The sequence below is a fragment of the uncultured Olsenella sp. genome, from assembly GCF_959602185.1.
Taxonomy (GTDB): domain Bacteria; phylum Actinomycetota; class Coriobacteriia; order Coriobacteriales; family Atopobiaceae; genus Olsenella_I; species Olsenella_I phocaeensis.
This window is the reverse complement of sequence record NZ_CAUGRZ010000009.1, coordinates 84,743-107,365: the sequence shown is the minus strand read 5'-3', so window position 1 is coordinate 107,365 and position 22,623 is coordinate 84,743. Positions and strand designations below refer to the sequence as shown.

16 protein-coding genes are annotated in these 22,623 nt (G+C 65.8%); 4 read left to right on the top strand and 12 right to left on the bottom strand.

Annotated elements, in window-relative coordinates:
- The 3 genes from eno to Q5923_RS07475 form a co-directional block, all read right to left on the bottom strand.
- The coding region (eno, locus tag Q5923_RS07485; RefSeq protein ID WP_303133200.1) for a phosphopyruvate hydratase at window positions 1–1,153 on the bottom strand (1,153 nt) is incomplete at its 3' end.
- A 148-nt stretch (window positions 1,154–1,301) separates the two neighbouring features.
- Entirely contained in the window at window positions 1,302–1,706 is a 405-nt protein-coding gene (locus Q5923_RS07480; protein WP_303133198.1) for a flavodoxin domain-containing protein, read from the bottom strand.
- A gap of 94 nt (window positions 1,707–1,800) precedes the next feature.
- On the bottom strand, window positions 1,801–2,466 hold the full coding sequence (locus tag Q5923_RS07475; RefSeq protein WP_303133196.1) for a DUF3793 family protein: 666 nt from the start codon (window positions 2,464–2,466) through the stop codon (window positions 1,801–1,803).
- A 733-nt stretch (window positions 2,467–3,199) separates the two neighbouring features.
- Here Q5923_RS07475 and gpmA point away from each other — a divergent pair.
- Together gpmA and Q5923_RS07465 are read left to right on the top strand one after the other, a co-directional pair.
- A complete protein-coding gene (gene gpmA / locus Q5923_RS07470) occupies window positions 3,200–3,964 on the top strand; it encodes a 2,3-diphosphoglycerate-dependent phosphoglycerate mutase (RefSeq protein WP_062529607.1) in 765 nt (254 codons plus the stop codon).
- 147 nt (window positions 3,965–4,111) lie between these two features.
- Complete coding sequence (locus Q5923_RS07465) at window positions 4,112–5,674, top strand: DUF438 domain-containing protein (RefSeq protein ID WP_072499817.1); 1,563 nt, start codon at window positions 4,112–4,114, stop codon at window positions 5,672–5,674.
- Window positions 5,675–5,944: 270 nt separating this feature from the next.
- On the opposite strand, the gene Q5923_RS07460 is transcribed toward Q5923_RS07465, so the two are convergent.
- The 9 genes from Q5923_RS07460 to Q5923_RS07420 form a co-directional block, all read right to left on the bottom strand.
- A complete protein-coding gene (locus tag Q5923_RS07460; RefSeq protein WP_303133193.1) occupies window positions 5,945–8,395 on the bottom strand; it encodes an FtsX-like permease family protein in 2,451 nt (816 codons plus the stop codon).
- Window positions 8,396–8,400: 5 nt separating this feature from the next.
- Window positions 8,401–9,111: an ABC transporter ATP-binding protein gene (locus Q5923_RS07455; protein WP_062530369.1), complete on the bottom strand. Its 711-nt coding sequence runs from the start codon at window positions 9,109–9,111 to the stop codon at window positions 8,401–8,403.
- Window positions 9,112–9,237: 126 nt separating this feature from the next.
- On the bottom strand, window positions 9,238–11,355 hold the full coding sequence (locus Q5923_RS07450) for a heavy metal translocating P-type ATPase (protein ID WP_062529601.1): 2,118 nt from the start codon (window positions 11,353–11,355) through the stop codon (window positions 9,238–9,240).
- A 6-nt stretch (window positions 11,356–11,361) separates the two neighbouring features.
- Window positions 11,362–11,664: a hypothetical protein gene (locus Q5923_RS07445; protein WP_009277928.1), complete on the bottom strand. Its 303-nt coding sequence runs from the start codon at window positions 11,662–11,664 to the stop codon at window positions 11,362–11,364.
- A 209-nt stretch (window positions 11,665–11,873) separates the two neighbouring features.
- Window positions 11,874–12,749: an AraC family transcriptional regulator gene (locus tag Q5923_RS07440; protein ID WP_009277929.1), complete on the bottom strand. Its 876-nt coding sequence runs from the start codon at window positions 12,747–12,749 to the stop codon at window positions 11,874–11,876.
- Window positions 12,750–12,872: 123 nt separating this feature from the next.
- Window positions 12,873–15,539 carry a ferrous iron transporter B gene (locus tag Q5923_RS07435; protein WP_072499816.1) on the bottom strand — a complete coding sequence of 889 codons (2,667 nt, stop codon included), beginning with the start codon at window positions 15,537–15,539 and terminating at the stop codon, window positions 12,873–12,875.
- A gap of 123 nt (window positions 15,540–15,662) precedes the next feature.
- A complete protein-coding gene (locus Q5923_RS07430; RefSeq protein WP_009277931.1) occupies window positions 15,663–15,899 on the bottom strand; it encodes a ferrous iron transport protein A in 237 nt (78 codons plus the stop codon).
- A gap of 60 nt (window positions 15,900–15,959) precedes the next feature.
- Window positions 15,960–16,241 (bottom strand): FeoA family protein, encoded by a 282-nt coding sequence (locus Q5923_RS07425; protein WP_231782223.1) that lies wholly within the window; start codon window positions 16,239–16,241, stop codon window positions 15,960–15,962.
- Window positions 16,242–16,577: 336 nt separating this feature from the next.
- Complete coding sequence (locus Q5923_RS07420; protein ID WP_072499815.1) at window positions 16,578–19,340, bottom strand: phosphoenolpyruvate carboxylase; 2,763 nt, start codon at window positions 19,338–19,340, stop codon at window positions 16,578–16,580.
- A 234-nt stretch (window positions 19,341–19,574) separates the two neighbouring features.
- Here Q5923_RS07420 and Q5923_RS07415 point away from each other — a divergent pair, with 234 nt between their 5' ends.
- The gene (locus Q5923_RS07415) at window positions 19,575–20,984 is read left to right on the top strand and encodes a lipopolysaccharide biosynthesis protein (protein ID WP_303133189.1); all 1,410 of its coding nucleotides are present in this window, start codon (window positions 19,575–19,577) and stop codon (window positions 20,982–20,984) included.
- Window positions 20,985–21,437: 453 nt separating this feature from the next.
- On the top strand, window positions 21,438–22,622 hold the full coding sequence (locus Q5923_RS07410; protein WP_009277935.1) for a hypothetical protein: 1,185 nt from the start codon (window positions 21,438–21,440) through the stop codon (window positions 22,620–22,622).
- Window position 22,623 lies beyond the last annotated feature (1 nt).

Sequence of the window (22,623 nt, the reverse complement as noted above, 5' to 3'; positions counted from 1 at the left end):
TGGTGGCGACGGCCAGGTCGGCGATGGTGGTGTCCTCGGTCTCGCCGGAGCGGTGGCTCACGATGCAGGTGTAGCCAGCGCGCTGGGCGGTCTGCATGGCCTCCAGGGTCTCGGTCAGGGTGCCAATCTGGTTGACCTTGATCAAGATGGCGTTGCCGGCACCGAGCTCGATGCCCTTCTTCAGGCGGGCGGTGTTGGTGACGAAGAGGTCGTCGCCCACGAGCTGGACCTTCTTGCCCAGGCGCTCGGTGAGCTTCACCCAGCCGTCCCAGTCCTCCTCGGCGAGGCCGTCCTCGATGGAGATGATGGGATACTTCTCGACGAGCTCCTCCCAGTAGTCGACCATCTGGTCACTGGTGAGCGAGCGGCCCTCGCCCTTGAGCTCGTACAGTCCGGTCTCCTTGTCGTACACCTCACTGGTCGCGGGGTCCATGGCAAACATGAAGTCCTTGCCAGGCGTGAAGCCCGCCTTCTTGACGGCGGCCATGAGGTACTCGAAGGGCTCGGCATTGCTCTTGAGGTCGGGGGCAAACCCTCCCTCGTCGCCCACGCCGGTGGAGAGGCCGGCGTCCTTCAGCACGCCCTTCAGGGTGTGGTAGACCTGTGCGCACCAGCGCAGGGCCGTCTTGAAGTCGGGGGCGCCCACGGGCATGATCATGAACTCCTGGAAGTCCACGTTGTTGTCGGCGTGAACACCGCCGTTGAGGACGTTCATCATGGGCGTGGGAAGGGTGTGGGCGTTGACGCCGCCCAGGTAGGCATAGAGGGGCTGGCCGGCAGAGACGGCCGCGGCGCGGGCGGCGGCAAGCGAGCAGCCCAGGATGGCGTTGGCACCGAGCTTCGCCTTGTTGGGGGTGCCGTCTGCGGCGATCAGGGCTGCGTCCACGGCGCGCTGGTCGGCGGCGTCGACGCCCACCAGGGCCTCGTTGCACTCGTTGTTCACGTGCTCGACTGCCTTGAGCACTCCCTTGCCCTGGTAGCGCGCGTCGTCGCCGTCGCGAAGCTCGACGGCCTCGAACTCGCCGGTGGAGGCGCCGGAGGGAACTATGGCACGACCCACGGACCCGTCGGCGAGGGCGACCTCGACCTCGACGGTGGGGTTGCCGCGCGAGTCCAGGACCTCGCGACCGTAGACATCAATGATTTCGCTCATGGGAAGAACCTTTCTCTAGGCTTCGGACCCCATGTCTGGGAACCTGTTAGGCACGTCTTACTTGTTCCCCCGAGTGCGCTTGCGCACGTCACGCCTGCGCTCTTCACGCTTTCTTCACAGGCGAGAGGAACGCGAGCCAGGCTCCAGGCTAGGCCAGGAGCCTCTCCCCCAGGGCCCTGAGCTCACCAAGCGCCTCGTCGTCGGGTTCGAGGTTGGCGATGACGGTGCCGACCACGTTGACGCCGGCGTCCTCCGCAGCAGACTTCCAGCTCTCCATCCACTCGCCCGTACCCCAGTCGTAGCTGCCGAAGAGGCCGACGGGCCTCTCGCCCAAGGCGGGCAGGCAGTCGTTCCAGACCTCCTCGAAGTCCGGGTCCAGCTCCTCGTCGCCCATGGCAGGGCAGCCGAAGGCCAGCGCGTCGTAGTCCGCGACGGAGTCCGCCGAGAACGACGAGACCTCGACGGCCTCCGTCCCCATGGCGTCCGCCAGGGCGTTTGCCATGGCCTCCGTGTTTCCCGACTGGCTCCAGTAGACGACCGCTGTCTTGCTCATGTCTCTCCTCCTTGCTCGTGGTTGGACATCGCCTGTGCGATGCGCGGGCGGGTGCCGGAGAGGTGCCAGGACCCGCCCGCGCGTCACGCAGGGCCTACGAGAGGAGTGCCGCCAGGCTCAGGCCCGAGGCGAAGCGCCTGCGGCAGCGCTCCTCGCTCGCGGCCACCCTCCCGAAGCGGCGACGCGCCTCGCTGGCGCTGCCATAGGCCTTCCAGGGACCGCGGCAGGTCTCCCGCCCACCCGAGATGTAGCCCCTGACGTCCTCGAGGGGGTACCCCAGGAGCACGCCCACCTCATGGGGGAAGCGCGGCTCGATGCCCAGGTGGAAGGCAGCGAGGCGATGGCGGAAGCAGCCCACCAGCTCGGACGCGCTCCCACAGCGGTAGCCCGACGCCTCGAGGAAGGAGCTGAGCTCCGGGTCGCGGACGATTCCCTCCACGAGGGAGGAGCGCCAGACGAGGAGCTGCACGCGGTCCCCCGCGTGGCCGAGGACGGTGAGGTCCAGGCCATGGAGGGGAAGCTCGCGCGCGTAGGCGGCGATCGTCTCCCTCAGGCGGGCCTTGCGGCAGGCCGCGTTCCCACAGTCGCAGGCGGGAGGTCTGAACGAGAAGAGCGCCGCGGGCTTGGTCCCCTCGATCACGGCGGCGCAGCAGCGCACGAGGGTGGTGGCGAAGGCGTGCGCGAGGGCGCTCTGCTCCGCGTCGCAGCCCTCGAGTGGCGCATGGACCAGTCGCACCGACATCGCGCTCTTTCCGCTCATTGGATCACCCCTTATGAGCCCCGGGGACGACGCGCTCGGCGACGTCCCCGGGCAAAGTGACAAAAAGAGCGCCGCTCGCGCAGGAAAGGGGGGACGCGGGCGGCGCTTGAGGACCTGTTCGCAAGACGGGGAGAGGGTCCGCTTGCGCCAGGTAGGGATAAACGAGTTGCCGTGGGTCGCGCGCCTTTGCGCCTCCCACTCCCCTCGGGCCGTCCTTACCTGCCCTCGGGGCTTTTTGTTAACTCGCGTTAACTCCTGCTGGCAAGTAGAGTACACCAAAGCTAACTAATGTCGAGCGAAAGGCCGGCAGGCGTCCGATTGGAGCATTCATGGCGCTTCGTCGCAGGTGGGAATCCCGTGTGGCGTGCGATTCGGGAAGCCGCCACTCGCGCTTGCGCTTTCTCGCGTGCGTCGTCCCGACGTGATCTGTGTCACCATACGGCATCGCCGCTCGCACGAGCGTCGTCCCGATGCGGCCTGCGTCACCATACGGCACCGCCGCTCGCACGACTACGCTCTCATGCGAAGAGAGGTGCCGTCCTCCCAGTTGGAGCCCCTCTCCCCTCCCACAGAATCCTTTTGGTGCGAAGGAAGCGGGTCGCATGACGCATGGAAGGGCCTGACGAGGCTGCCAGCGCATGCCCCTCGGCACGTCATGCCGCCCCAAGGCTTATCATTCAAGCTGTAGCAGGCAGCTGAGGGGAGAACCCTCCCCCAACGAGAAGGGAATGCCATGGCAAACGACGAGTACATGCACCTCGTGATCATCCGTCACGGAGAGAGCGAGTGGAACAAGCTCAACCTCTTCACCGGCTGGACCGACGTCGACCTCACCGAGACCGGACACGAGGAGGCCGCCGCTGGCGGGCGCGCCCTCAAGGAGGCAGGCTACGACTTCGACGTGTGCTACACCTCGCTGCTCAAGCGTGCCATCCACACCCTCAACCACGTCCTCGACGAGATGGACCGCAACTGGCTGCCCGTCCACAAGACCTGGCGCCTCAACGAGCGCCACTACGGTGCCCTCCAGGGCCTGAACAAGGCCGACGCCGCCGCCGAGCACGGTGACGAGCAGGTCAAGATCTGGCGTCGCTCCTTCGACGTCTGCCCGCCCGCGCTGGAGCCCGGCGACGAGCGCGACCCCCACGTCCAGGACCAGTTCCGCGACGTGCCGCAGGAGGACCTCCCCTACACCGAGTGCCTCAAGGACACCATCGCCCGCGCCTGGCCCTACTTCGAGCAGGAGATCAAGCCCCAGCTCGAGGCCGGCAAGCGCGTCCTCATCGCCGCGCACGGCAACAGCCTGCGCGCCCTCGTGATGCAGTTCGAGCACCTGACCCCCGAGCAGATCCTCGAGGTCAACATCCCGACAGGCATCCCCTGCTCCTACACCTTCGACAAGGACTGGAACGTCGTCGACAAGCACTACATCGGCGACCCCGCCACCATCGAGGCGAAGATCAACGCCGTCGCCAACCAGGGCAAGGCCAAGAAGTAGCCTCCGTTCGCACGCGAGCGTCTTCGAGGCCCCGCATCAGTGCGGGGCCTTTTTCTGTGCACGGAAATGCTGCCCTGTTTGGGACAGTTCTCGTGGGGTAGTAAGTGCCTGGCAAACATTAGCCACCCCTAACTCACGGAGGAAGCAATGAACCACAAGCTCATCGACCTCGAGAAGACCGTCTACGAACTCTGCTCCGAACTCCCCGAGTTCAAGGACGTCATGGCAACGCTCGGCTTCGACGAGATAACCAAGCCCGGCAGGCTCCAGACCATGGGTCGCCTCATGACCATCCCCAAGGGCTGCAAGGCCAAGGGAATCGACCTCGACGAGGTCATCTCGGGCCTCAAGGCGGCGGGCTTCTCCGTCAAGGGCCACGAGGACGAGCCCGCACACGCCCCCGCAGCCGAGGTGGCAGACGAGACCCCCGAGCAGCGCCAGGCGCTCCTCACCAGCTACCTCGAGCGCCTCGGCGCCGGCGAGGACGTCGAGGACGTGCGCAAGGACTTCGCCCTCCACTTCGCCAACGTCTCGGGCGGCGAGATCGCCGCGGCCGAGCAGGCCCTCATCTCGGGCGGCGTTCCCGTCGAGAAGGTGCAGCGCCTCTGCGACGTGCACGCCACGCTCTTCGAGGGCAGCGTGTCCTGCGCGCCCGGCCTCTCGGGCACGGACCCCCAGGACAGGCCCGGCCACCCCGTCCACACCCTGCGCAGCGAGAACGAGCAGATACTCAAGCTGATCGAGGGGCTTCGAGACGACGTCGACCTCTCCCGCGCGGCCAAGGGTGCCGACGTCGTTCGCGCGCTCGCCCAGAAGCTGCGTGCGGACGCGGACCTGCTCGCCGCGATCTTCCCGCACTACAAGCGCAAGGAGGAGCTCCTCTTCCCCCACCTCGAGCGTCACGGCGTCACGGGCCCCTCGAAGGTCATGTGGGGCAAGGACGACGAGGTCCGCGAGCTCGTGGGTGACCTGAGGCAGATGACGGAGGCCCTTGCGAGCTCCGGTGACGCGGCGGGGCTCGCCGCAGCCGCGGACACGCTCGCCGCTGCCTGCGAGGGGGCGGAGTCCATGGTCAGCAAGGAGGAGAACGTCCTCGTGCCCCTCTCGCTCGAGACCCTGGGAGCATCCGAGTGGACGCAGATCGCCGAGGAGAGCGGCGAGTTCGGCTACGTCCTAATCGACGAGCCCCCCGCATGGCGCGCCTCCGCGCTCGAAATCGCCGAGGAAAGGCTCAACGCCGGCGCGTCCGCCCCTGCCCCCGAGGCGCCCCAGGCAGGCGGCACGCAGAAGGTCAGGCTCTCCACGGGAGAGTTCAGCGTCGCCCAGATAGAGGCCGTTCTCAACACCATCCCCCTCGACCTCACCTTCGTCGACGCCGACGACAAGACCCGCTACTTCAGCCACGGGGACACGCGCGCCTTCCCGCGCCCGATGAGCTGCCTGGGACGCGACGTCTACGACTGCCATCCCCCCAAGAGCCAGGCCATGGTCCACAAGGTGTTCGAGGACTTCCGCAGCGGTGCCAAGGACAGCTTCGAGTTCTGGATCCACAGGGGCGAGCAGTTCCTCTACATCCGCTACTTTGCCGTGAGGGACGAGGAGGGCAGATACCTGGGCGCACTCGAGACCACCCAGGACATAGCCCACATCCGCTCCCTCGAGGGCGAGAACCGCCGCGGTGCCGACCAGCGCCGCGCGGAGGCGGAGTAGCGCGACGACGGAGACACGCTAGCGCAGGATGCGAAAACAGCATTCTGTGGGAAATGCTGTCGTTTTTCGCGTTTGGCCTGTTGGCGCAGCTAGACGACAGCATTTCACAGGATTTGCGGTCTTCTCTCGCCCACATGGCGCGGCCAGCAGGAAGGCGGGGCAGGCCCTTACTCGACGGGGGTCTTCTCTCGCCCACATGGCGCGGCCCCCGTCCCCTGGGAGACGGAGGCCGCGCTCCTTGTCGCGTCGTCGCTGGCGGCGCGTCGCAAGCTACTCCTGGACCTTGAGCGCCTCCGAGAGGGAGACCCTGCGAATGTTGCGCAGGTGAATCAGGGCGACGACGCCATAAGTGGCGAATCCGATGACCACCAGCTCCACCAGGTGCTGGGGTGCGTACCAGAGCGTCCAGTTCCCGGAGTAGTTGACCATCATGAACTTCATGATCAGCCTGAAGAGGCTTACGATCCCGCCGAGGCTCAGCACCAGGGTCAGGGCCACCACCGTGGTGATCGAGCGGACGTAGAGACGGGCGACCTCGCCGTCCTGGTAGCCGAACACCTTCATGTACGAGATCGAGCGGGCGGACCTGTCGATGACCGTCTTGGTGAGCAGGTACATGACCACCAGGTAGAAGGGCACCGAGAGGGCGACCATGGTGTTCATGATGTCGCCCATGGACTCCTGAATCTGGTCGACGACCTTGAGCATCTCCTGCGGCGTGATCTCCTTGGCGACGAAGCGGGGGTCGAGGTCGAGGGCCTCGTCCGACGCATAGCCGTTGAAGTAGTCGTCCGGCTCCCCCATCAGCGCGCAGAAGTCCGCACGCGACAGGTACGCGTCCATGTTGGTGTCGCCATCCGTGATGCCATCCACCCTGAGCTCATAGGTCTTGCCCTCGAAGCGGTCGATGAAGGGGTAGGTCTGCCCGACCCTGAGGTCACACTTCTGGGACAGCCCCTTCCCCACGACGATGCCGCCGTGCGAGAGCTGCACGTCAGACCAGTAGCGCGACGGCTCCTCGATGCCATAGAGCGTGATCTGCTCCATCGAGTCGGCAAGGTTGCGCTTGACCTCGAGGCTGGCGGCGGCGAATCGCTCGGCCTGCTCGATGCACTCGGGAGAGTTCTCGCGCACGTTGACCGCCCGGTCGTCCGGGTTGACCGTCTGCGCCTTGACCGCAAGGCCCAGGAGTGCCGCGGGGTCGAGTGCCTGGATGTCCTCCGCGCTCGAGGTGGAGAGGGTCTCCGCCGCCTCGAACGCCGCCCGCTCGTCGACGCTGCCGTCGAGGCGCAACGGCGCCTTGAGCAGGTACACGTGCTGGGCGGGAACCGACTGGCTCATGGTGCGGGCGACGTGCTCGACGGTGGGCAGCATGATCAGCCCCATCAGAAGGAGGATGCTTCCCACCGAGATGCCCAGGAAGAGGATGACGAACTGGGAGATGTTGCGCAGGAAGACGCGCGCCCTGAAGCGCAGGGAGAAGCCCCAGGAGCTGGGGAGGCGCACGCGGCCGAGGCCCCTGCGATGGGAGGTCTCGTGCCGCAGGAACGCCAGGGGGGTCGCACCCAGCTTGCGCAGCAGGCCGAAGAAGGTGATAAGCACCAGCATGCCCAGGGGAATGAGCGTCGTCATCACGAAGACGCGCGGCTGGAAGGTCACAACGTACGGAGGTAGGCTGTAGCTGCGCATGTACAGGTTGGCCATGGGCTTGACCAGGAACGCGTAGCCCACCACGTTGCCCACGACGCAGGCGACGGTCCCCACCAGGACGGGCAGCGTGAGGTAGTGGCGCAGGATCTCCGAGCGCCGCCAGCCCGAGGCGAGCAGCGTGCCGATCGCCGAGCTCTGCTCCTCGATGGTGGCGTTGGTGAGCACGACGAAGACGAAGGCCATGATCAGCACGAGCAGGACCAGCATGACCTCCCACATGCCCTGGTCCTGGACCACATCGTCCTGGCTGAAGGTGATGGCCTGGTTGGACTCGCGGTCCACGATGCTCGAGAGCGACGCGCCGTTCTGGCTGATGGCCTCTGCCACCCTCCTCTCGAGCTCGACCCTCTGGGGAAGCGCCATAGAACGATCGTCCAGGACCGCCGAATAGCGCCACTGCGCCGAGCTTCCCACGAGCTGGTCGAAGTCCTCGTCAGAGACCTGCGAGACCGAGAAGCTCTGGGTGTTGTACATGAGGTCGGAGTTGTGGACCATCTGGGTGGGATAATCCGAGAGCGTCATGACGCCACTGATGGCGAAGTCCCTCCCGTCCACGGTGACGTGGTCCCCCACCCGCAGCCCGTTGTTCTCGCAGAACGTCCGGTCGAGCGCGATCTGGCCCCTCGAGTTCGGCTCCTCCCCCTCCACGTATATGGGAAGGTCGAAGTCTCGCCTGACGCGCATCGCGCGGACGGTGCCGGTTCCCTCCTCCCCGGACGCCTTCCTCCAGCCCATCGTGAGGTCACGGTAGAAGTTCTCGTGCACCGTCATCCCCAGCGCCTCGACGGCCCTCACCGCCTTCTTGGGGGCCTCGAAGTCGCAGTCGAACTGCAGGTCTTCGACGACATACCTGTCGCGCATGCCCTCGATGGTCGCCTGGAGCGACGATGCGGCGACCATGTAGCCGGTCACCATGGCGGAGATGAGGAAGAGGAGGGCAAAGATGCCCAGGTACTTCCCGAGGTTCGCCTTGAGCTCGCGTGGGATTCGCCTGTCGAGTGGGTTCCTCATGGCGGCTACCAGCTCAGCTCGGAGGCGGGCTTAATCGTCTGGTTCGTATGCTCCGAGACGATCTGTCCGTCGCGCAGCTGGAGCACGCGATGGGACATGTACTGGATGGCCTCGTTGTGGGTGACGATGACCATCGTGCAGCCATAGCGCTGGTTGACGTCCTCCATGAGCTGGAGGATCTCCTTGGAGGTCTTGTAGTCGAGGGCGCCCGTGGGCTCGTCGCAGAGCAGGAGGCGGGGGGCCTTGACCAAGGCGCGTCCTATGGCGCAGCGCTGCTGCTGGCCGCCCGAAACCTGGCTGGGGAACTTGTCGCGGTGGTCCCAGAGGCCCAGGGACTCGAGGAGCTCGTCCATGGGGAGGGGCTCGGAAGAGAGGTAGGCGCAGACCTCTATGTTCTCCCTGATCGTGAGGTCCGGGACGAGGTTGTAGAACTGGAAGACGAAGCCGAGCTCGCGGCGTCGGTACTCGACGAGCTCGCGCTTGGAGAGGGTCGTGAGCTCCTCTCCGCCCACGCGGATGCTGCCGGAGTCGGCCGACTCGAGGCCACCCACGAGATTGAGGAAGGTCGACTTGCCCGATCCCGAGGGGCCCAGGAGGGTGCAGATCTCGCCCGACCGAACACCCGTGCAGAGGCCCCTGAGGACCTCCACGTGGGCCTCTCCCGACCCGTACCCTTTTCTGAGGTCCGTGACCTCGAGGTAGGCTGCATTCTCCATGCGCTTCCCATCCATGTCCAAAAGTTAGCTCGTGCTTACCAATTATAGGAAGACGCAAGCACAAATGACAGGACGGGAGCAGGAAGTCCCAGGCGCACGCAGCCAGCCCAAGGCAAGAGAGGCGCGCTAGTCGACCCCTCCCTCCCCCGCTCGCAGCAAGTGGCGCGTGTTGAGGGCCACCGCGCCCAGCGTGGAGGCGTTGTGCAGGTAGGCGGCGGTCGTGAGGGATATGGCGCTGGCAACTCCCAGGGCGATGAGCGCGGAGTTGAAGCCCACTATGAAGCCGTAGTCGCGACGGATGCGGCCCATGAGGCGCTGGGAGAGGAGACGCATGGTCACCAGGGACTCGAGCGACGAGTCCAGCACCGAGACGTCGGCCACGGCGCGGGCGATGTCGCTCGCGTCAGAGAGGGCGACCGAAACATTTGCCGCAGCAAGTGCCGGCGAGTCGTTGATGCCGTCGCCCACCATGATGACGGTGTGGCCCTCGTCGCGCAGCGCCTGCACATAGCCACTCTTGTCCTCTGGCAGCACCTGCGCATGGTAGCTGTCGATGCCGACGGAGGAGGCGACGTGGGCGGCGCAGGACTCGGAGTCGCCCGTGAGCATGACCACCTTCTGGATGCCGAGCCCCCTGAGGCGCGCGATGGTCGCGGCAGCCTCGCCGCGCAGCGGGTCGCTGATGCAGATGGCACCCACGAGCTCGCCGCCGAGCGCCAGGTAGACAACCGAGGCGGTGGGCATGGCCTCCTGGATGGTCTCCTCGAGGTCGTCCGGCTTCGCGATCCCCTCGTCCTCGAAGAGGAAGTGGGCGCTGCCTATGAGCGCCTCGAGCCCGTCCACCTGCGTCGAAATGCCATGCGCAACCACGTAGTTGACCCTGGCGTGCAGCTCGTCCTCGTGGCTGAGGCCACGTCGGTCTGCCTCGGCAACGATGGCGCGCGCCATGCTGTGGGGGAAGTGCTCCTCTATGCATGCCGCGTAGCGCAGCACGGTGTCCTCGTCCGCACCGGCGAGGCTCAGCACCCTCTCGACGCGCGGAGAGGCATGGGTGAGGGTGCCGGTCTTGTCGAAGACGACGGTGTCCGCAGCGGCGAGGGCCTCGAGGTACTTGCCGCCCTTGACCACGATGCTGCACTTGGAGGCCTCGTCGATGGCGCTCATGACCGCGACGGGAGTCGAGAGCTTGATGGCGCAGGAGTAGTCGACCATGAGCACGGCCATGGCCTTCGTCACGTTGCGCGTCAGGGCCAGAATCGCGAAGAACGAGAGGAAGCTGTAGGGCACCAGCGCGTCAGCAAGGTGCTCCGCCTTGCTCTGGACGCCCGCCTTGAGCTCGGAAGACTGCTCGACCATGGTCACGATGCCGTCGATGCGCGCGTCCCCCGGAGCAGCGGTCACGCGAACGAGGAGGTCCCCGTCCTCGAGGGCGGTGCCCGCATAGACCGTGGACCCCACCGACTTGTGCACCAGGCGTGACTCGCCGGTCATGGACGCCTCGTCTATCTGTCCCTCCCCGTCCACCACCGTGCCGTCGACGGGAAGCACGCTCCCCTGGGGAAGGTGGAGCACCTGGCCACGCTCGACCTCGTCCATGGAGATGCGCACGTCCCTGCCATCGACCACGGCCCAGACGTTCTCGGCGCGCGTGATGAGACCGTCCTTGAGGGCGAGGTGGGCGCGGCTCTGCACGTGCCTCTCCAGGACCGAGGAGAGCTGCAGCAGGAACATGACCGTGTCGGCCTCGCCGAAGCTGCGCCTCAGGAGCGACGCCACCACGGCGGTGGCGTCGAGCACTTCGACCGTGATCTCGCCGCGCGCAAGACGCCTCAGACCCTCCGCGATGAAGCCGACGGAGCGCATGAGCGTCCATGCGTGGCGCAGGGGGGCAGGAAGAAGCAGGCTCCGTATGCCACGCCAGGCGATGAGGCCGCCCAGGCGCAGGGCGAAGCGGTTGTTCTCGGCCGCGATCTCGATGGCGTTCGCGTACGACTCGATGCCCACTTCCGCAGTCGGAAGCCTGAGGACATCGAGGCCGTCTACCACGCCGAGGACGCGCTCGCGACAGGACGGGTCAAAGACCACCAGGACCGACCCGTTGGCGGGGTGGACCTCCGCATGCCTCACGCCGGGACTGCGCATGAGCGCGTATGCGACGCCACGCGCCTCCTCGTCTCCAAAGAGGTTGGAGCCGCAGCGCAGGCGCAGGCGGCCAGGAAGGTCAGAGATGATCTTGTAATGCATGAAGGGCTATGCCTCGCAACCCTCGGCATCGACCTTGGCAGTGACCTCCTCGCGGATCCTTGCCTCCTCGACGGCAAGGCGCTCCTTTACGGCTGAGTCGATCTTCGCCCTGCGGCGAGCCTCGGCCGTGGCGTCGTTCGCGTCGTCCACGATGCTCTGGGTCTCGGCCGTCACGGCGGCGTCGACCTTCATCGCGCAGGTGGCAACGGCGACGGCACCCTTGTGGAGCAGCCCCGTGCTCGCGAGCTTTGCGACCGTCCCTGCGACGGCGGCACCCCCGACGGCGAACCAGATGTGATGAGCGTGCATGACTACTCCCTCTCTCTCGTGGCACAAGGTCGCCTTGGTTGACATTGTGCAGCAGTCATTCCTCTCGTACGCTAAGGCAGCGTCGAGAGAATTCACAACTCCGAGAGGATGCACCGCTCCAATCGGACGCGCTACTTGGACGGTCTTCTGGGGAGTGTGCCGTTCTGACCCGCGAGAGGTGTCCGTGCGACGATGCTCCGAGGCAGACCTCAGGCCATGTGGCGCGCCCTCCAGACGCTGGGAGAGCAGCCCATGCAGGCGGAGAAGGCACGGGAGAACTTGGACGGGTTGGAGTAGCCCACGGCTGCCGCGACCTCGGAGACGCCCAGCCGGCCGTCCCCCAAAAGCTCCGCCGCACGCCTCATGCGCTGCCTGCGGTACCAGGAATAGACGGGACTGCCGAAGGTCTCGCGGAAGGACTGCTTGAGCACGGTGGGTGAGCTTTCGCAATGCTCCGCCAGCTGCTCGATGGTGAGCGGCGTGGAGAGGTCGCGCATGAGCTCGCCCTGGGCGCGATAGGCGATCTGCCGATGCGACTGGCGGACGGGCGGACGGCTGACGGAGCCCGTGAGCTCGATGTGCGAGAGGAGACGAAGCAGCTCCACGACCTTGAGCCTGAGGTAGCCCTCACGACCCCGCTCCGGGGCGCCGTTCAGCTCGAAGAGCACATGGACGAGCTCGGGATGCCCGTCCAGGGAGGCCACCGTGGTGCCCATGCGGGAAAGAAGAGCCAGGCCCTCGGCATCCACGCCGAACTCGGCGAGCGCCTCTCCCTCCTCCCGCGCGATGCGCCCCAGGTCAAGCAGCAGGACGATGCCCCCTAGCTTGCGCAGCTGCAGGGGATGGACGCCTTCTCCCCTTCCGCGAAGCGCCAGGAGCGTCTTGGACCGGGGCGACGAGGACGAGGCGCACCTGGGATGGGCGGGGCGGATGCCTTCCTTGCAATAGATGAGGAGGAGCTCCCCGTCACTCCAGCGAAGGCAGGAGTCCGCGGCGTTCGTCCCCTTCGCGAGGGGGCTCGAGATGGCGAGACGGGCGCCCCTCAGGGGCTCGAAGACCTCGACCGACCTCTGCGTCCGCTCCATTTCCGCTCTCTCCTCGTTCATGAGAAGGCGCGCCACCCACCTTCCAGGCAGGCGGCGCGCCTTGGCTTGCAGTCTGGGGTCACGCGAAACCCCGTCGTGCCCGCGATGCGGGCGGGTCTAGGACTAGGCCACGTCCTCCGCAAGGCTGTCCAGAATCTTCTCGTCCTTCTTGTCCCACTTGGGGGCCGGGCGGAAGAGCTGGAAGAGCATGGCCGCGAGCAGCACGAAGGCGATCACGGTCCAGATGCCGAAGCTCCCGAAGACGACCAGCTCGTAGAACTGGTTGATGAACAGGCCGATCACCCAGCCGAAGACGCACTCGTAGGCGATGGCGAAGGCCGTCCACCAGCCGGAGTTCATCTGGCGACGAATGGTGCCCATGGCGGCGAAGCAGGGCGCGCAGAGCATGTTGAACGCCACGAACGCGCACATGGCACCGACGTGGAGCGTGCCGGCGACGGTGAACATCCCGGCGAAGCCCTGCCACATGCTCACGGAGTTCTCGGTTGCGCCGCCCAGGCCGTAGAGGACGCCGAAGGTGGAGACCAGGTTCTCCTTGGCGATCAGGGCAGAGATGGACGCCGCAGTGGCCTGCCAGTTGCCAAATCCCAGGGGAAGGAAGATCCAGCCCAGGGCGCCACCCACACCGGCGAGGATGGAGTAGTCCATGTAGTTCTCGGGGACACCCTCCATGCCGGAGAGGAAGCCGAAGGCGCCGTCGCCGCCGTCCCAGCCCGCGATGCCGAAGTTGGAGAGGAACCAGATGCCCACGGCAGCCGCGAAGATGATGGTGCCAGCCTTCTTGACGTAGGAGGCGACGCGCTCCCACACGTGCAGCGCCCAGGAACGGATGCTGGGGAAGTGGTAGTCGGGGAGCTCCATCACGAAGGGGACGGGCTCGCCCTCGAAGGGCTTGGTCTTCTTGAGCATGATGGCCGAGACGATGATGGCGACGATGCCCAGGAAGTAGAACATGGGGGCGACCCACCACATGTCGGAGCCGCCGGCGAGCACGCCCATGACCAGGGCGATGATGGGCAGCTTGGCCGAGCAGGGGATCATGGTCGTGAGCATGGCCGTCATGCGGCGGTCGCGCTCGTTCTCGATCGTCTTGGTGGCGAGGACGCCGGGGACGCCGCAGCCGGAGGAGACGATCATGGGGATGAAGGACTTGCCCGAGAGGCCGAAGCGGCGGAAGACGCGGTCCATGACGAAGGCGACGCGGCTCATGTAGCCGCAATCCTCGAGGAAGCAGAGCATCACGAAGAGGACGAAAATCTGGGGGATGAAGCCCAGGACCGAGCCCACGCCGCCGATGACGCCGTCTACCACGAGGCCCTTGACGAGGTCGGAGGTGCCAGCCGCCTCGAGCGCGTTGGTCGCGGCGGTGGGGATGGAGTCAACGAAGCTGCCGAAGTCGTGCTCGTCGGGCTCGGCGGCCTTGCCCTCGAGGGCGGCGGCGAAGCCGGCGGCGTCCACCTTGTCGATCACCTGGAGCTCCTGCCCCTCGGCGAGCACCGGCTCGCCGTCGCTGGTCTCCTCGGTGATGGCCTCGTCGTCGGTGTCGACGAAGTTGCCGTCGTCGTCGTGCACGGGGACGTCGGTGGCGACGACCTTGGCCTTCTCGGCCGCAGCCTGGAAGTCGGCGATGGTCGCCTCGTCCTCGGCGGTGGGCTCCTCCGCGGCGATGGCGTCCGCGACGCCATCGGTGTTGACGCCGGCCTTCTCTGCGGCGGCGAGATAGCCGTCGATCTGGTCGGCGTAGTGGTTGGAGGACCACTCCTCCTTGGCCTCGTCGAAGGCGGCCTGCGACTGGCCGCTCAAGAAGAAGCCATCGGAGAAGAGGTTGTCGTTGACCCAGTCGGTCCAGCTGGTGCCGATGGTGGAGATGGCGATGTAGTAGACCAGGATCATGATGGCCGCGAAGATGGGAAGGCCCAGAACGCGGTTGGTCACGATGCGGTCGATCTTCTGCGAGGTGGTGAGCTTCTTGGGGGCCTTCTTGACGCAGGCGTCCATGACCGTGGCGATCCAGTCGTAGCGGTCGGAGGTGATGATGGACTCGCTGTCGTCGTCACGGTCGTCCTCGATGGCCTTGATGGCCTTCTCGGCGGATGCGAGGACGTCCTTGCCGAGGTTCAGCGGCTGGATGGCCTCGGCATCGCGCTCGAAGACCTTGATGGCATACCAGCGAACGAGCTCGGCGGGGCAGGCATCCTTGATGAGGCCCGCGATGGTCTGCAGGGCGGACTCGACCTCGGCGGAGAAGCACTTGACGCCCTCTGCGGGCTTGCCGGCCTTGGAGGCGTCGAGGGAGGCGTTGACCAGCTCGTCGAGGTTCTTGTTGTGCAGGGCGGAGACCTCGACCACGGGAACGCCCAGCATCTGGGACAGCTTCTTGGAGTCGATGACGTCGCCACGCTCCTTGAGCAGGTCGCACATGTTGAGGCCCACGACGGCGGGACGGCCCGCCTCGAGGACCTGGGTGGTGAGGTAGAGGTTGCGCTCGAGGTTGGTGACGTCGATCAGGTTGATCACGGCATCGGGACGGTCATTGACCACGTAGTCACGCGAGACGACCTCCTCGGGGGAATAGGGGGAGAGCGAGTAGATGCCGGGAAGGTCGACGAAGGTGACGTCGTGGTTGGCCTTCCAGGTGGCCATCTTCTTCTCTACCGTGACGCCGGGCCAGTTGCCGACGTAGCCGTTCGAGCCGGTGAGCTCGTTGAACAGCGTTGTCTTGCCGCAGTTGGGGTTACCAGCCAGGGCGATGTTGATCTTGTCTGCCATTCCTTGCCTTTCCTGCTACGTGTCCGGAGTTATTCTCGGCTTACCTTTGCTACCTGAAGACTCACATTTGTTAGTTTTAGGTAACTCGCTCGGCCAGAAAAAAGGGGCCGTGCCCCGGGGAAGCTACTCCTTGGCTATGTCCACGACCTCGATGCACGCCGCCTCGTCCTTGCGCAGCGAGAGCTCGTAGCCGCGGATGGTGCACTCGATGGGGTCCCCCAGCGGCGCGACCTTGTGGACCAGGACCTTGGTGCCCTTGGTGAGGCCCATGTCCATGATGCGGCGCTTGATCGCCCCCGCACCGGTGAGCTTGGAGACGGTACAGCTCTCGCCGACCTTCACGTCCCTCAGACTTGCCATTCTTCCCCCTTAGAAAAACAGGCCGGGCGATGCCCGGCGCCAATACCCCCCGTTGTCTTGCTAGCAGGTGGCGATCTTCATGGCCATGTCGCGCCCGATGCCGAAGGTAGCCCCCTTGACGCTCACGAGGACGTCGCCGTTCACGCGCGAGACGACCTTCACGGAGGCACCCTGCACGAAGCCGAGCTCGGCGAGATGCTGCCTGAGCTCCTGGCTGCCACGGACGCGGGCGACGGTGACCGTCTCGCCTTCCGAGACCATCGAGAGGGGCAGCTGTGCCCCGACCACGCGCACTCCTGCGGTGCTCGTCATGCTCGTGCCATCCACAACGCTTCCATCCATCAGACGCTCCCCCACCCGGGTCCCGCCCGTTTGGGCTACGGACCACAAGTTTATGCTAGCTAACACGCTATTGTAGAGATTTTTGGCAACTGGGGAAGCCAAAGCTAACAAATTTTTTGGGAAGGGGAAATCATGGCAAAACATACACATTGGATCCTGTTGGCCTGGATGCGAAGCCCAGCTCAGACTGGGTGACACGTCGGCCCGCGAGGTCCGACCGGAGCCATTGCCCGTCATGGGACGAGAGGGACGACCTCCACGGCCCGTCCCTCTCGCCTCATGAGCCCTTGCCCTCGTGGCACGCCACGGGTCATCGCGCACCGCCGTCCGACAGGATCAGCCCGTGTTCTGCAGGCCGGCGGAGACCCCGGAGACGGTGCAGAGAATCAGATAGATGAAGCGCTCGCGCTCCTCGGGAGTGAGCGCCTCCCCCTTGTTGCGCAGGGTGTCCAGCGCGCGCACCTGCGCCAGCGAGAGGACGTTGACGAAGGGCAGGCGCATGCGGATGACGGGACCCAGGACGCGACGGCTCTGGAGGGGCCACTCGTTGCCGGTGATGGCGAGCACCCACTTGCGAGTGAGGCGCATCTCGTCCAGGACCTTCTCGTTGAGGTCGGGACGATCGGCGAGGTCGAGGTACATCTGGGCGATGCGGTCGTCGGTCTTGGCAAGCGACATCTCGATGTTGTCGACGAAGGTCGTGAAGAGGGGCCACTCGGCGTAGGCCTCCTTCAGGCGGGCGAGGTCGCCGAAGCTCTCGCAGGCGCTGCCCAGCCCGTACCAGGCGGCGAGGTTGGTACGCGCCTGTGACCAGGAGAAGATCCAGGGGATGGTGCGGAGGTCGGCCAGGGACTTTGCCCCCAGGCCGCGCTTGGCCGGGCGGCTGCCTATGGGCATGAGGCCGATCTCGGCCAGGGGGGTCACGACGCCGAACCACTCTGCGAAGCCCTCGCTGTTGAGGAGGTCGAGGTAGCGCTCGCGCGAGGCCCGGTCGAGCGCCGTGGCGACGTCGGCGTACTTGGCCGTGGTCTCGGTGTTGACGTACTCGATGGAGGGGGAGCTTTGGAGCAGCGTCGCTCCGGCGACCGACTCCACGTGGCGGCGTGCCAGGGTGGGGTCCCCGTAGCGGGCGAAGATGACCTCGCCCTGCTCGGTGAGCTTGAAGTGGCAGTTGACCGAGCCCTTGGGCTGCGAGAGGACGGCGCGGTTCGCGGGGCCGCCGCCGCGTCCCACCGCGCCGCCGCGGCCGTGCATCAGCACGAGGTCGATGTTGTTCTCCTCCGCCCACTTGGCGATGCGCGCCTGGGTGGCGTGCAGGACCAGGGTGGCAGAGGTGGGGCCGGCGTCCTTGGAGGAGTCGGAGTAGCCCAGCATGACCTCGAGCCTGCGGCCGGTCTGGCGGAGCCTGCGCTGCACGTCGGGAAGCTCGATGACCTCGTTGAGGGTGTCGATGGCGTTCTCGAGGTCCTCCACCTGCTCGAAGAGGGGAATCACGTCGAGGGTGGGGACGTCCTCCTCGTGGGCGAAGGCGAGGCGGGCCAGCTCGTAGACATCGGCCACGTTCTGTGCGCTCTGGGTGAACGAGATGATGTAGCGGCGAGCGGCCTTGACGCCGTTCTTGCGCTGGATGGAGCCGATGGCGCGGAAGGTGTCCAGGACCTCGCGGGTCATGGGAGCGAGCTCGCCGCGCTCGCCCCAGCGGCCGTGTGCGCGGATGTCCTCGAGGGCGCGGCTGTGGACCAGCGAGTGCTGGCGGAACTCCATCTCCACCAGGTGGAAACCGAAGGTCTGGGCCTGCCAGATGAGGTTCTGGACGGGTCCGTAGGCAGTGCGCACTGCGCCAGCCTTGGCGAGGGAGCGCTGCACCACCATGAGGTCGGCGACGTACTCCTCCGCGTTGGCGTACATGACGTCGGCCGTGCGGGTGATGGTCGCCCTCAGGCGGTTTGCCATGACGATCATCACGGCGCGGTGGAGCTCGGAGGCGCTCACGTCCTGGGCGCGCTTGGTGAGCGACTCGCTCATCTCGACCTGGTGGCTCCAGAGGTTGAGCAGCTCGGAGGAGGGCTTGGTCGACGCGGCGTCCAGGGTGATGTTCCGGCCCGTGACCTGCGTGGCATCGGTGAGGGTCTCGAGCATGTGGACGCGGAACTTCTCGCTCACCTTGCGGCTCACCTTGGCGGTCACGTTTGGGTTGCCGTCACGGTCGGAGCCGATCCAGCTGCCGGGATGAAAGAAGGCGGGGCAGATGGGCGGGACGGTGCCGGCCTTCTCGCCCAGCTCCCAGTCGTCGAAGCGGCGGTAGACCTCGGGAACCATGTCGAAGAGGGTGTTGTCGAAGATGTCAATGACGGTGTCGGCCTCCTCGACGGGAGTCGGCTTCTTGATGCCGATGGGCGAGGTGCGGAAGAGCGCGTCGATCTCTTGCAGCATGCGACGCTCGTTCTCGGCCAGGGACGCGCCGCCCAGGCGGGGACGCTCCTCGAGAAGGCCGGCGATACGGCGAATCTTGCCCTCGACGGCCTTGCGCCGGGCCTCGGTGGGATGCGCGGTGAAGACCGGGTGGAACTCGAGGCGGTCGAGCAGGGCCATGGCCTTGCCGGTGCCGCACTCGTCCACGAGCTGGCGATATGCGACGGTCAGGTCGTTGATGGTGTCCTCGCGCTCGCTGGTCGAAATGGCGCTCTCCCGCGCACGCAGGGAGCCGACGCGGTAGTTCTCCTCGCAGACGTTGGCGAGGTGGAAGTAGGCCGCGAAGGCCCGCATGACCAGGGTTGCCTTCTCCACGGGCAGCGAGTCGATGATGCGCACCGCGTCGCGGAAGGCGTTCATCTCGACCTCGTTGGTGCCAGGCTCGTAGGAGTTCGCCTTGATAGTGTCGACGAGCAGCGCGTCGAAGGTCGCGCGCAGGTCGCTGTCGTACTCGCCAAGTACCTTGCGCACCAGGCGCAGGAAGAGCGCCATGTTGTCCTTGAGCCCGTCGGGAACCTCGACCTCGGAGAGCGCCTCGCGGGCGGCAGCCCACTCGAGCTCTGCCTCGCTTGCGGAGGGTCGGACAGAACCCTGCCCGCCCTCCTTCAGTCTATCCAGCTCAGACACCGTACCTCCCCCTGGGCCAACGTCGCGGGCGCCGGCCTCGAGCCTCTTGTGCCAAAGAATCGCACACCATACTTTAGCCGGCGGGTGTATGCCGAGGATGTAGCCGACCGCAGCGAAACCCAATCTTCACGCGCAGGGCGGGATACAATCGCCAGGGCGGGAAGGGACAGGGGGGCCGTCGAGTCCAGACCCGACCTACCGGGACGAGCGCTCACAGGATGTGCGAGGCATCACATGACCAACCCACTGGACAGGACCTTTCGAGACAAGGGGACAAGAGGGGGCAAACGCTTCGTCGCCGGCGGGCCTCGCACGGCCGGGACGACCAAGGCGCCCTTCCTCGCGCGCCTCGCCAACGACTGGTGGGACAGACTCATCTCGTCCGTGTGGTCGGGGTCGCTCGCAGACCAGACCGCACGCTACGCCGCCCACCGCACCCGCAGCGACTACCTCTTCAACAGTCTGGGCTTAGGGCTCTGGGGGGTGCTCTTCCCCCTGCTCACCGTCATCGCCACCCAACTCGCGGGCGCCGAGGCGGCGGGGCGCTTCTCCATGGCATTCGTCATCGCCAACCTCCTGCAGTTCGTGGGGACCTATGGTGTGCGCACCTACCAGGTCTCCGACGTGGACGAGGCTGAGTCGTTTGGCTCGTACCAGCTCCAGAGGGCCGCGAGCTGTCTGCTCATGGTTGGGGTGGCCTGGCTCTGGTGCCTGGTCAAGGGCTACTCGGGCGAGATGCTCTCGATCTGCGTGGGTACCTTCGCCTTCCGCCTGGTCGACTCGCTCGCAGACGTGTACGAGGGACGGCTCCAGCAATGTGACAAGCTCTGGCTGGCTGGCGTCTCCCAGGCGCTGCGCTGCGGCGTGTCCATGCTCGCCTTCACCGTGGCGCTGCTCGTCACGCATGACGTCGCGGTGGCAAGCCTTGCGCTTGCCGGGGCGGCAGGGGTCTCGCTCCTGCTGGTGAGCCTTCCCCTCGCCCTGCTCGAGACCCCTCGCTCGCGTGGGGTCCGCCTCGTGGAGCTGCGAGAGATCTTCGTCGAATGCGCACCAGCCTTCGCGGCGCAGTTCCTCTTCGTGCTCATCGAGTCCGTTCCCAAGTTCGCCATGGAAGGCGCGCTGGCCTACGAGAGCCAGCTCTTCTTCAACGCCATCTACTTTCCCGCGCAGGGCATCGCAATGACCGTGGGGTTGGTGTACAAGCCCCAGCTCGTGAGGCTCGCCAACATCTGGTCAGAGCCCAACCACCGGGGACGCTTCGACCTCATCGTGGTCGCCATGGCAGGCGTCGCGGCGGCGCTGACGGCCGGCACCCTTCTCTTCAACGCCGCCTTCGGCGTGCCCCTGCTGGGAATCCTCTATGGCACCGACTTCGAGCCCATGCGCGCCCAGCTGTACCTGATGGTCCTCGCGGGGGGGATGTCGGCGGTCGTGGACTTCCTCTACCAGATCATCACCGTGCTGCGCCGCCAGGAGCTCGTCACCAGAAGCTACGCGCTCACCTTCGCACTCTCGGTCGTGTTGAGCGTGGCGCTGGTGGCGACGCTCGGGTTCAATGGTGCGGTCTGGGCCTACTTCGCCTCGATGGCCACCCTCTTCGGCATGCTCGTGGTCCAGTATGTCCTGCTCCGCGTGAGGGGCTAGAAGGGGGCTGACCGACGCCAACCGCACGCGCCCGGGAATCTTCACCAGACTTCCCCACGCCCTTGTCAGGAGCCTCATCAGACCGCTCTGCCCGCGACATCCCCAAGTGCTATGACAAAAAACGACATTCCATCTGCGCTCCCCGTTCGCCACGCACCAATCGTCAAACGCCCCGCACTCGATTCCCAACGAGAGTGGTTTCGACTTCAACGATTGTGCGAAGTTCGCTGCCGGAGAACATGGGCAAATGGACGTGTTCTCCGATTGTGTAAAAGAATTCTGTGGCTCATTGCCAAGTTGGGCTAATCATCCTTACACAATCGTCAATCACATCCAGAATCATCCATTTTTCCTGTCCGTTGTTTACACTAACGTCATTTAGGTTTCTTGCACCTTGAAAAGCTCGCGGCAGCACTTGCGACACCGAAGTTTCCAGTCAGGGGGGCCAACGGGATGAATCTGGTAATCACGGGAAAAGTGGGAGTGGCGCTCCTTCGCGCCGCTCGCCTGAGGTCCGACCTCGGCCTGGCACCAGCCACGCTCCAGGCGGTGCCTCCCGTCGACGCAAGCGGCCGAGACGTGATGGGGCACAGCGGGGTCAGGGAACTCGTTGCCCCCCTGTTTGCGGCCGAGGACCCAGCAATCGGCATCAGGGTCGCATCAAGCAAGGAGCGCATTCTTGTTCGTGGCCTCAGTTGCAGCGTCACCGAGGGCGAGCTGTTGCCAAACTCGCTCCTGCGCGTCTATGACACCAGGACCCCCTTTCTCGACAGTCCCATAAGGGGCGTCAACGTCTATGTGGACGCCCCCGGGCTCATGCTCCTAGGACGAGCCTCCGAACTGAACCAGCTCGTTTCATCGGGAAGGATGAGCAATCTTTCCGCGACTGCCGAGCTCATGGGCCTGGGCTGCGAGCTCTGCGGCACATACTCCTTTGAGCCAGGGCACGACGGCGGGTGTGGGTTTGGCCTGGACCCCCTTGCCACCTCCTCGGAGGTGTCTTCGTACCTAGCCGCGAGCAGGGGGAGGCACGGAGCGAAGCTGGCTCGACAGGCGGCGAAGATGCTCCTCGATGGCTCCGCCTCCCCCATGGAATCCATCCTGGGGCTGATGCTCTCGAACCCACCGCGCTATGGGGGAGTGAGCCTGACCTTTGGGGCGCTCAACAGGCCCATCGACCTCTCGAACGACCCAAGGGGGCTGCTGATGCATCGCAGCATGAGGCCTGACATCCGATTTGACCGCTTTGGGATCTCGCTCGAATACAACGGCCGCGATTCCCATGCGCAAGAGCGGAGCATGCGAGACGACAAGCTGCGCATCGAGGACTATTCCACCATGGGCGACACGCTCTTCATCCTTCGTAGCGAAGACCTGAGGGATACGTCCTCCCTCGAGAGAACCCTCGCCCGCATCGCAAACGCAATTGACGCCAAGGGCCACAGGACAGAGGCGAGGAGGGTGCTGCGGCTGCTTGACGACCCCGCACGGCACGCCATCCGGGCAGAGGTGTTGGGATCCCTGCTTGCCCAATCCAGACTACGAGTCGCGTCGGTCAACAGACGGGAGACAAGGCGCGCCAAGAGGAAGAGGCATGCCAGGCTTCCCGGCAACAAGGAGCCGGGTCCCGCCAGCTGAC

What these genes read in the sequence shown, in the direction of transcription:
- gpmA (WP_062529607.1), top strand. Translation starts at nt 3,200, where the DNA reads ATGGCAAACGACGAGTACATGCACCTCGTGATCATCCGTCACGGAGAG.
- Q5923_RS07450 (WP_062529601.1), bottom strand. Translation starts at nt 11,355, where the DNA reads ATGCATTACAAGATCATCTCTGACCTTCCTGGCCGCCTGCGCCTGCGC.
- Q5923_RS07460 (WP_303133193.1), bottom strand. Translation starts at nt 8,395, where the DNA reads ATGAGGAACCCACTCGACAGGCGAATCCCACGCGAGCTCAAGGCGAAC.
- Q5923_RS07480 (WP_303133198.1), bottom strand. Translation starts at nt 1,706, where the DNA reads ATGAGCAAGACAGCGGTCGTCTACTGGAGCCAGTCGGGAAACACGGAG.
- Q5923_RS07415 (WP_303133189.1), top strand. Translation starts at nt 19,575, where the DNA reads ATGACCAACCCACTGGACAGGACCTTTCGAGACAAGGGGACAAGAGGG.
- Q5923_RS07445 (WP_009277928.1), bottom strand. Translation starts at nt 11,664, where the DNA reads ATGCACGCTCATCACATCTGGTTCGCCGTCGGGGGTGCCGCCGTCGCA.
- Q5923_RS07475 (WP_303133196.1), bottom strand. Translation starts at nt 2,466, where the DNA reads ATGAGCGGAAAGAGCGCGATGTCGGTGCGACTGGTCCATGCGCCACTC.
- Q5923_RS07440 (WP_009277929.1), bottom strand. Translation starts at nt 12,749, where the DNA reads ATGGAGCGGACGCAGAGGTCGGTCGAGGTCTTCGAGCCCCTGAGGGGC.
- Q5923_RS07430 (WP_009277931.1), bottom strand. Translation starts at nt 15,899, where the DNA reads ATGGCAAGTCTGAGGGACGTGAAGGTCGGCGAGAGCTGTACCGTCTCC.
- Q5923_RS07465 (WP_072499817.1), top strand. Translation starts at nt 4,112, where the DNA reads ATGAACCACAAGCTCATCGACCTCGAGAAGACCGTCTACGAACTCTGC.
- Q5923_RS07425 (WP_231782223.1), bottom strand. Translation starts at nt 16,241, where the DNA reads ATGGATGGAAGCGTTGTGGATGGCACGAGCATGACGAGCACCGCAGGA.
- Q5923_RS07410 (WP_009277935.1), top strand. Translation starts at nt 21,438, where the DNA reads ATGAATCTGGTAATCACGGGAAAAGTGGGAGTGGCGCTCCTTCGCGCC.
- Q5923_RS07455 (WP_062530369.1), bottom strand. Translation starts at nt 9,111, where the DNA reads ATGGAGAATGCAGCCTACCTCGAGGTCACGGACCTCAGAAAAGGGTAC.
- Q5923_RS07435 (WP_072499816.1), bottom strand. Translation starts at nt 15,539, where the DNA reads ATGGCAGACAAGATCAACATCGCCCTGGCTGGTAACCCCAACTGCGGC.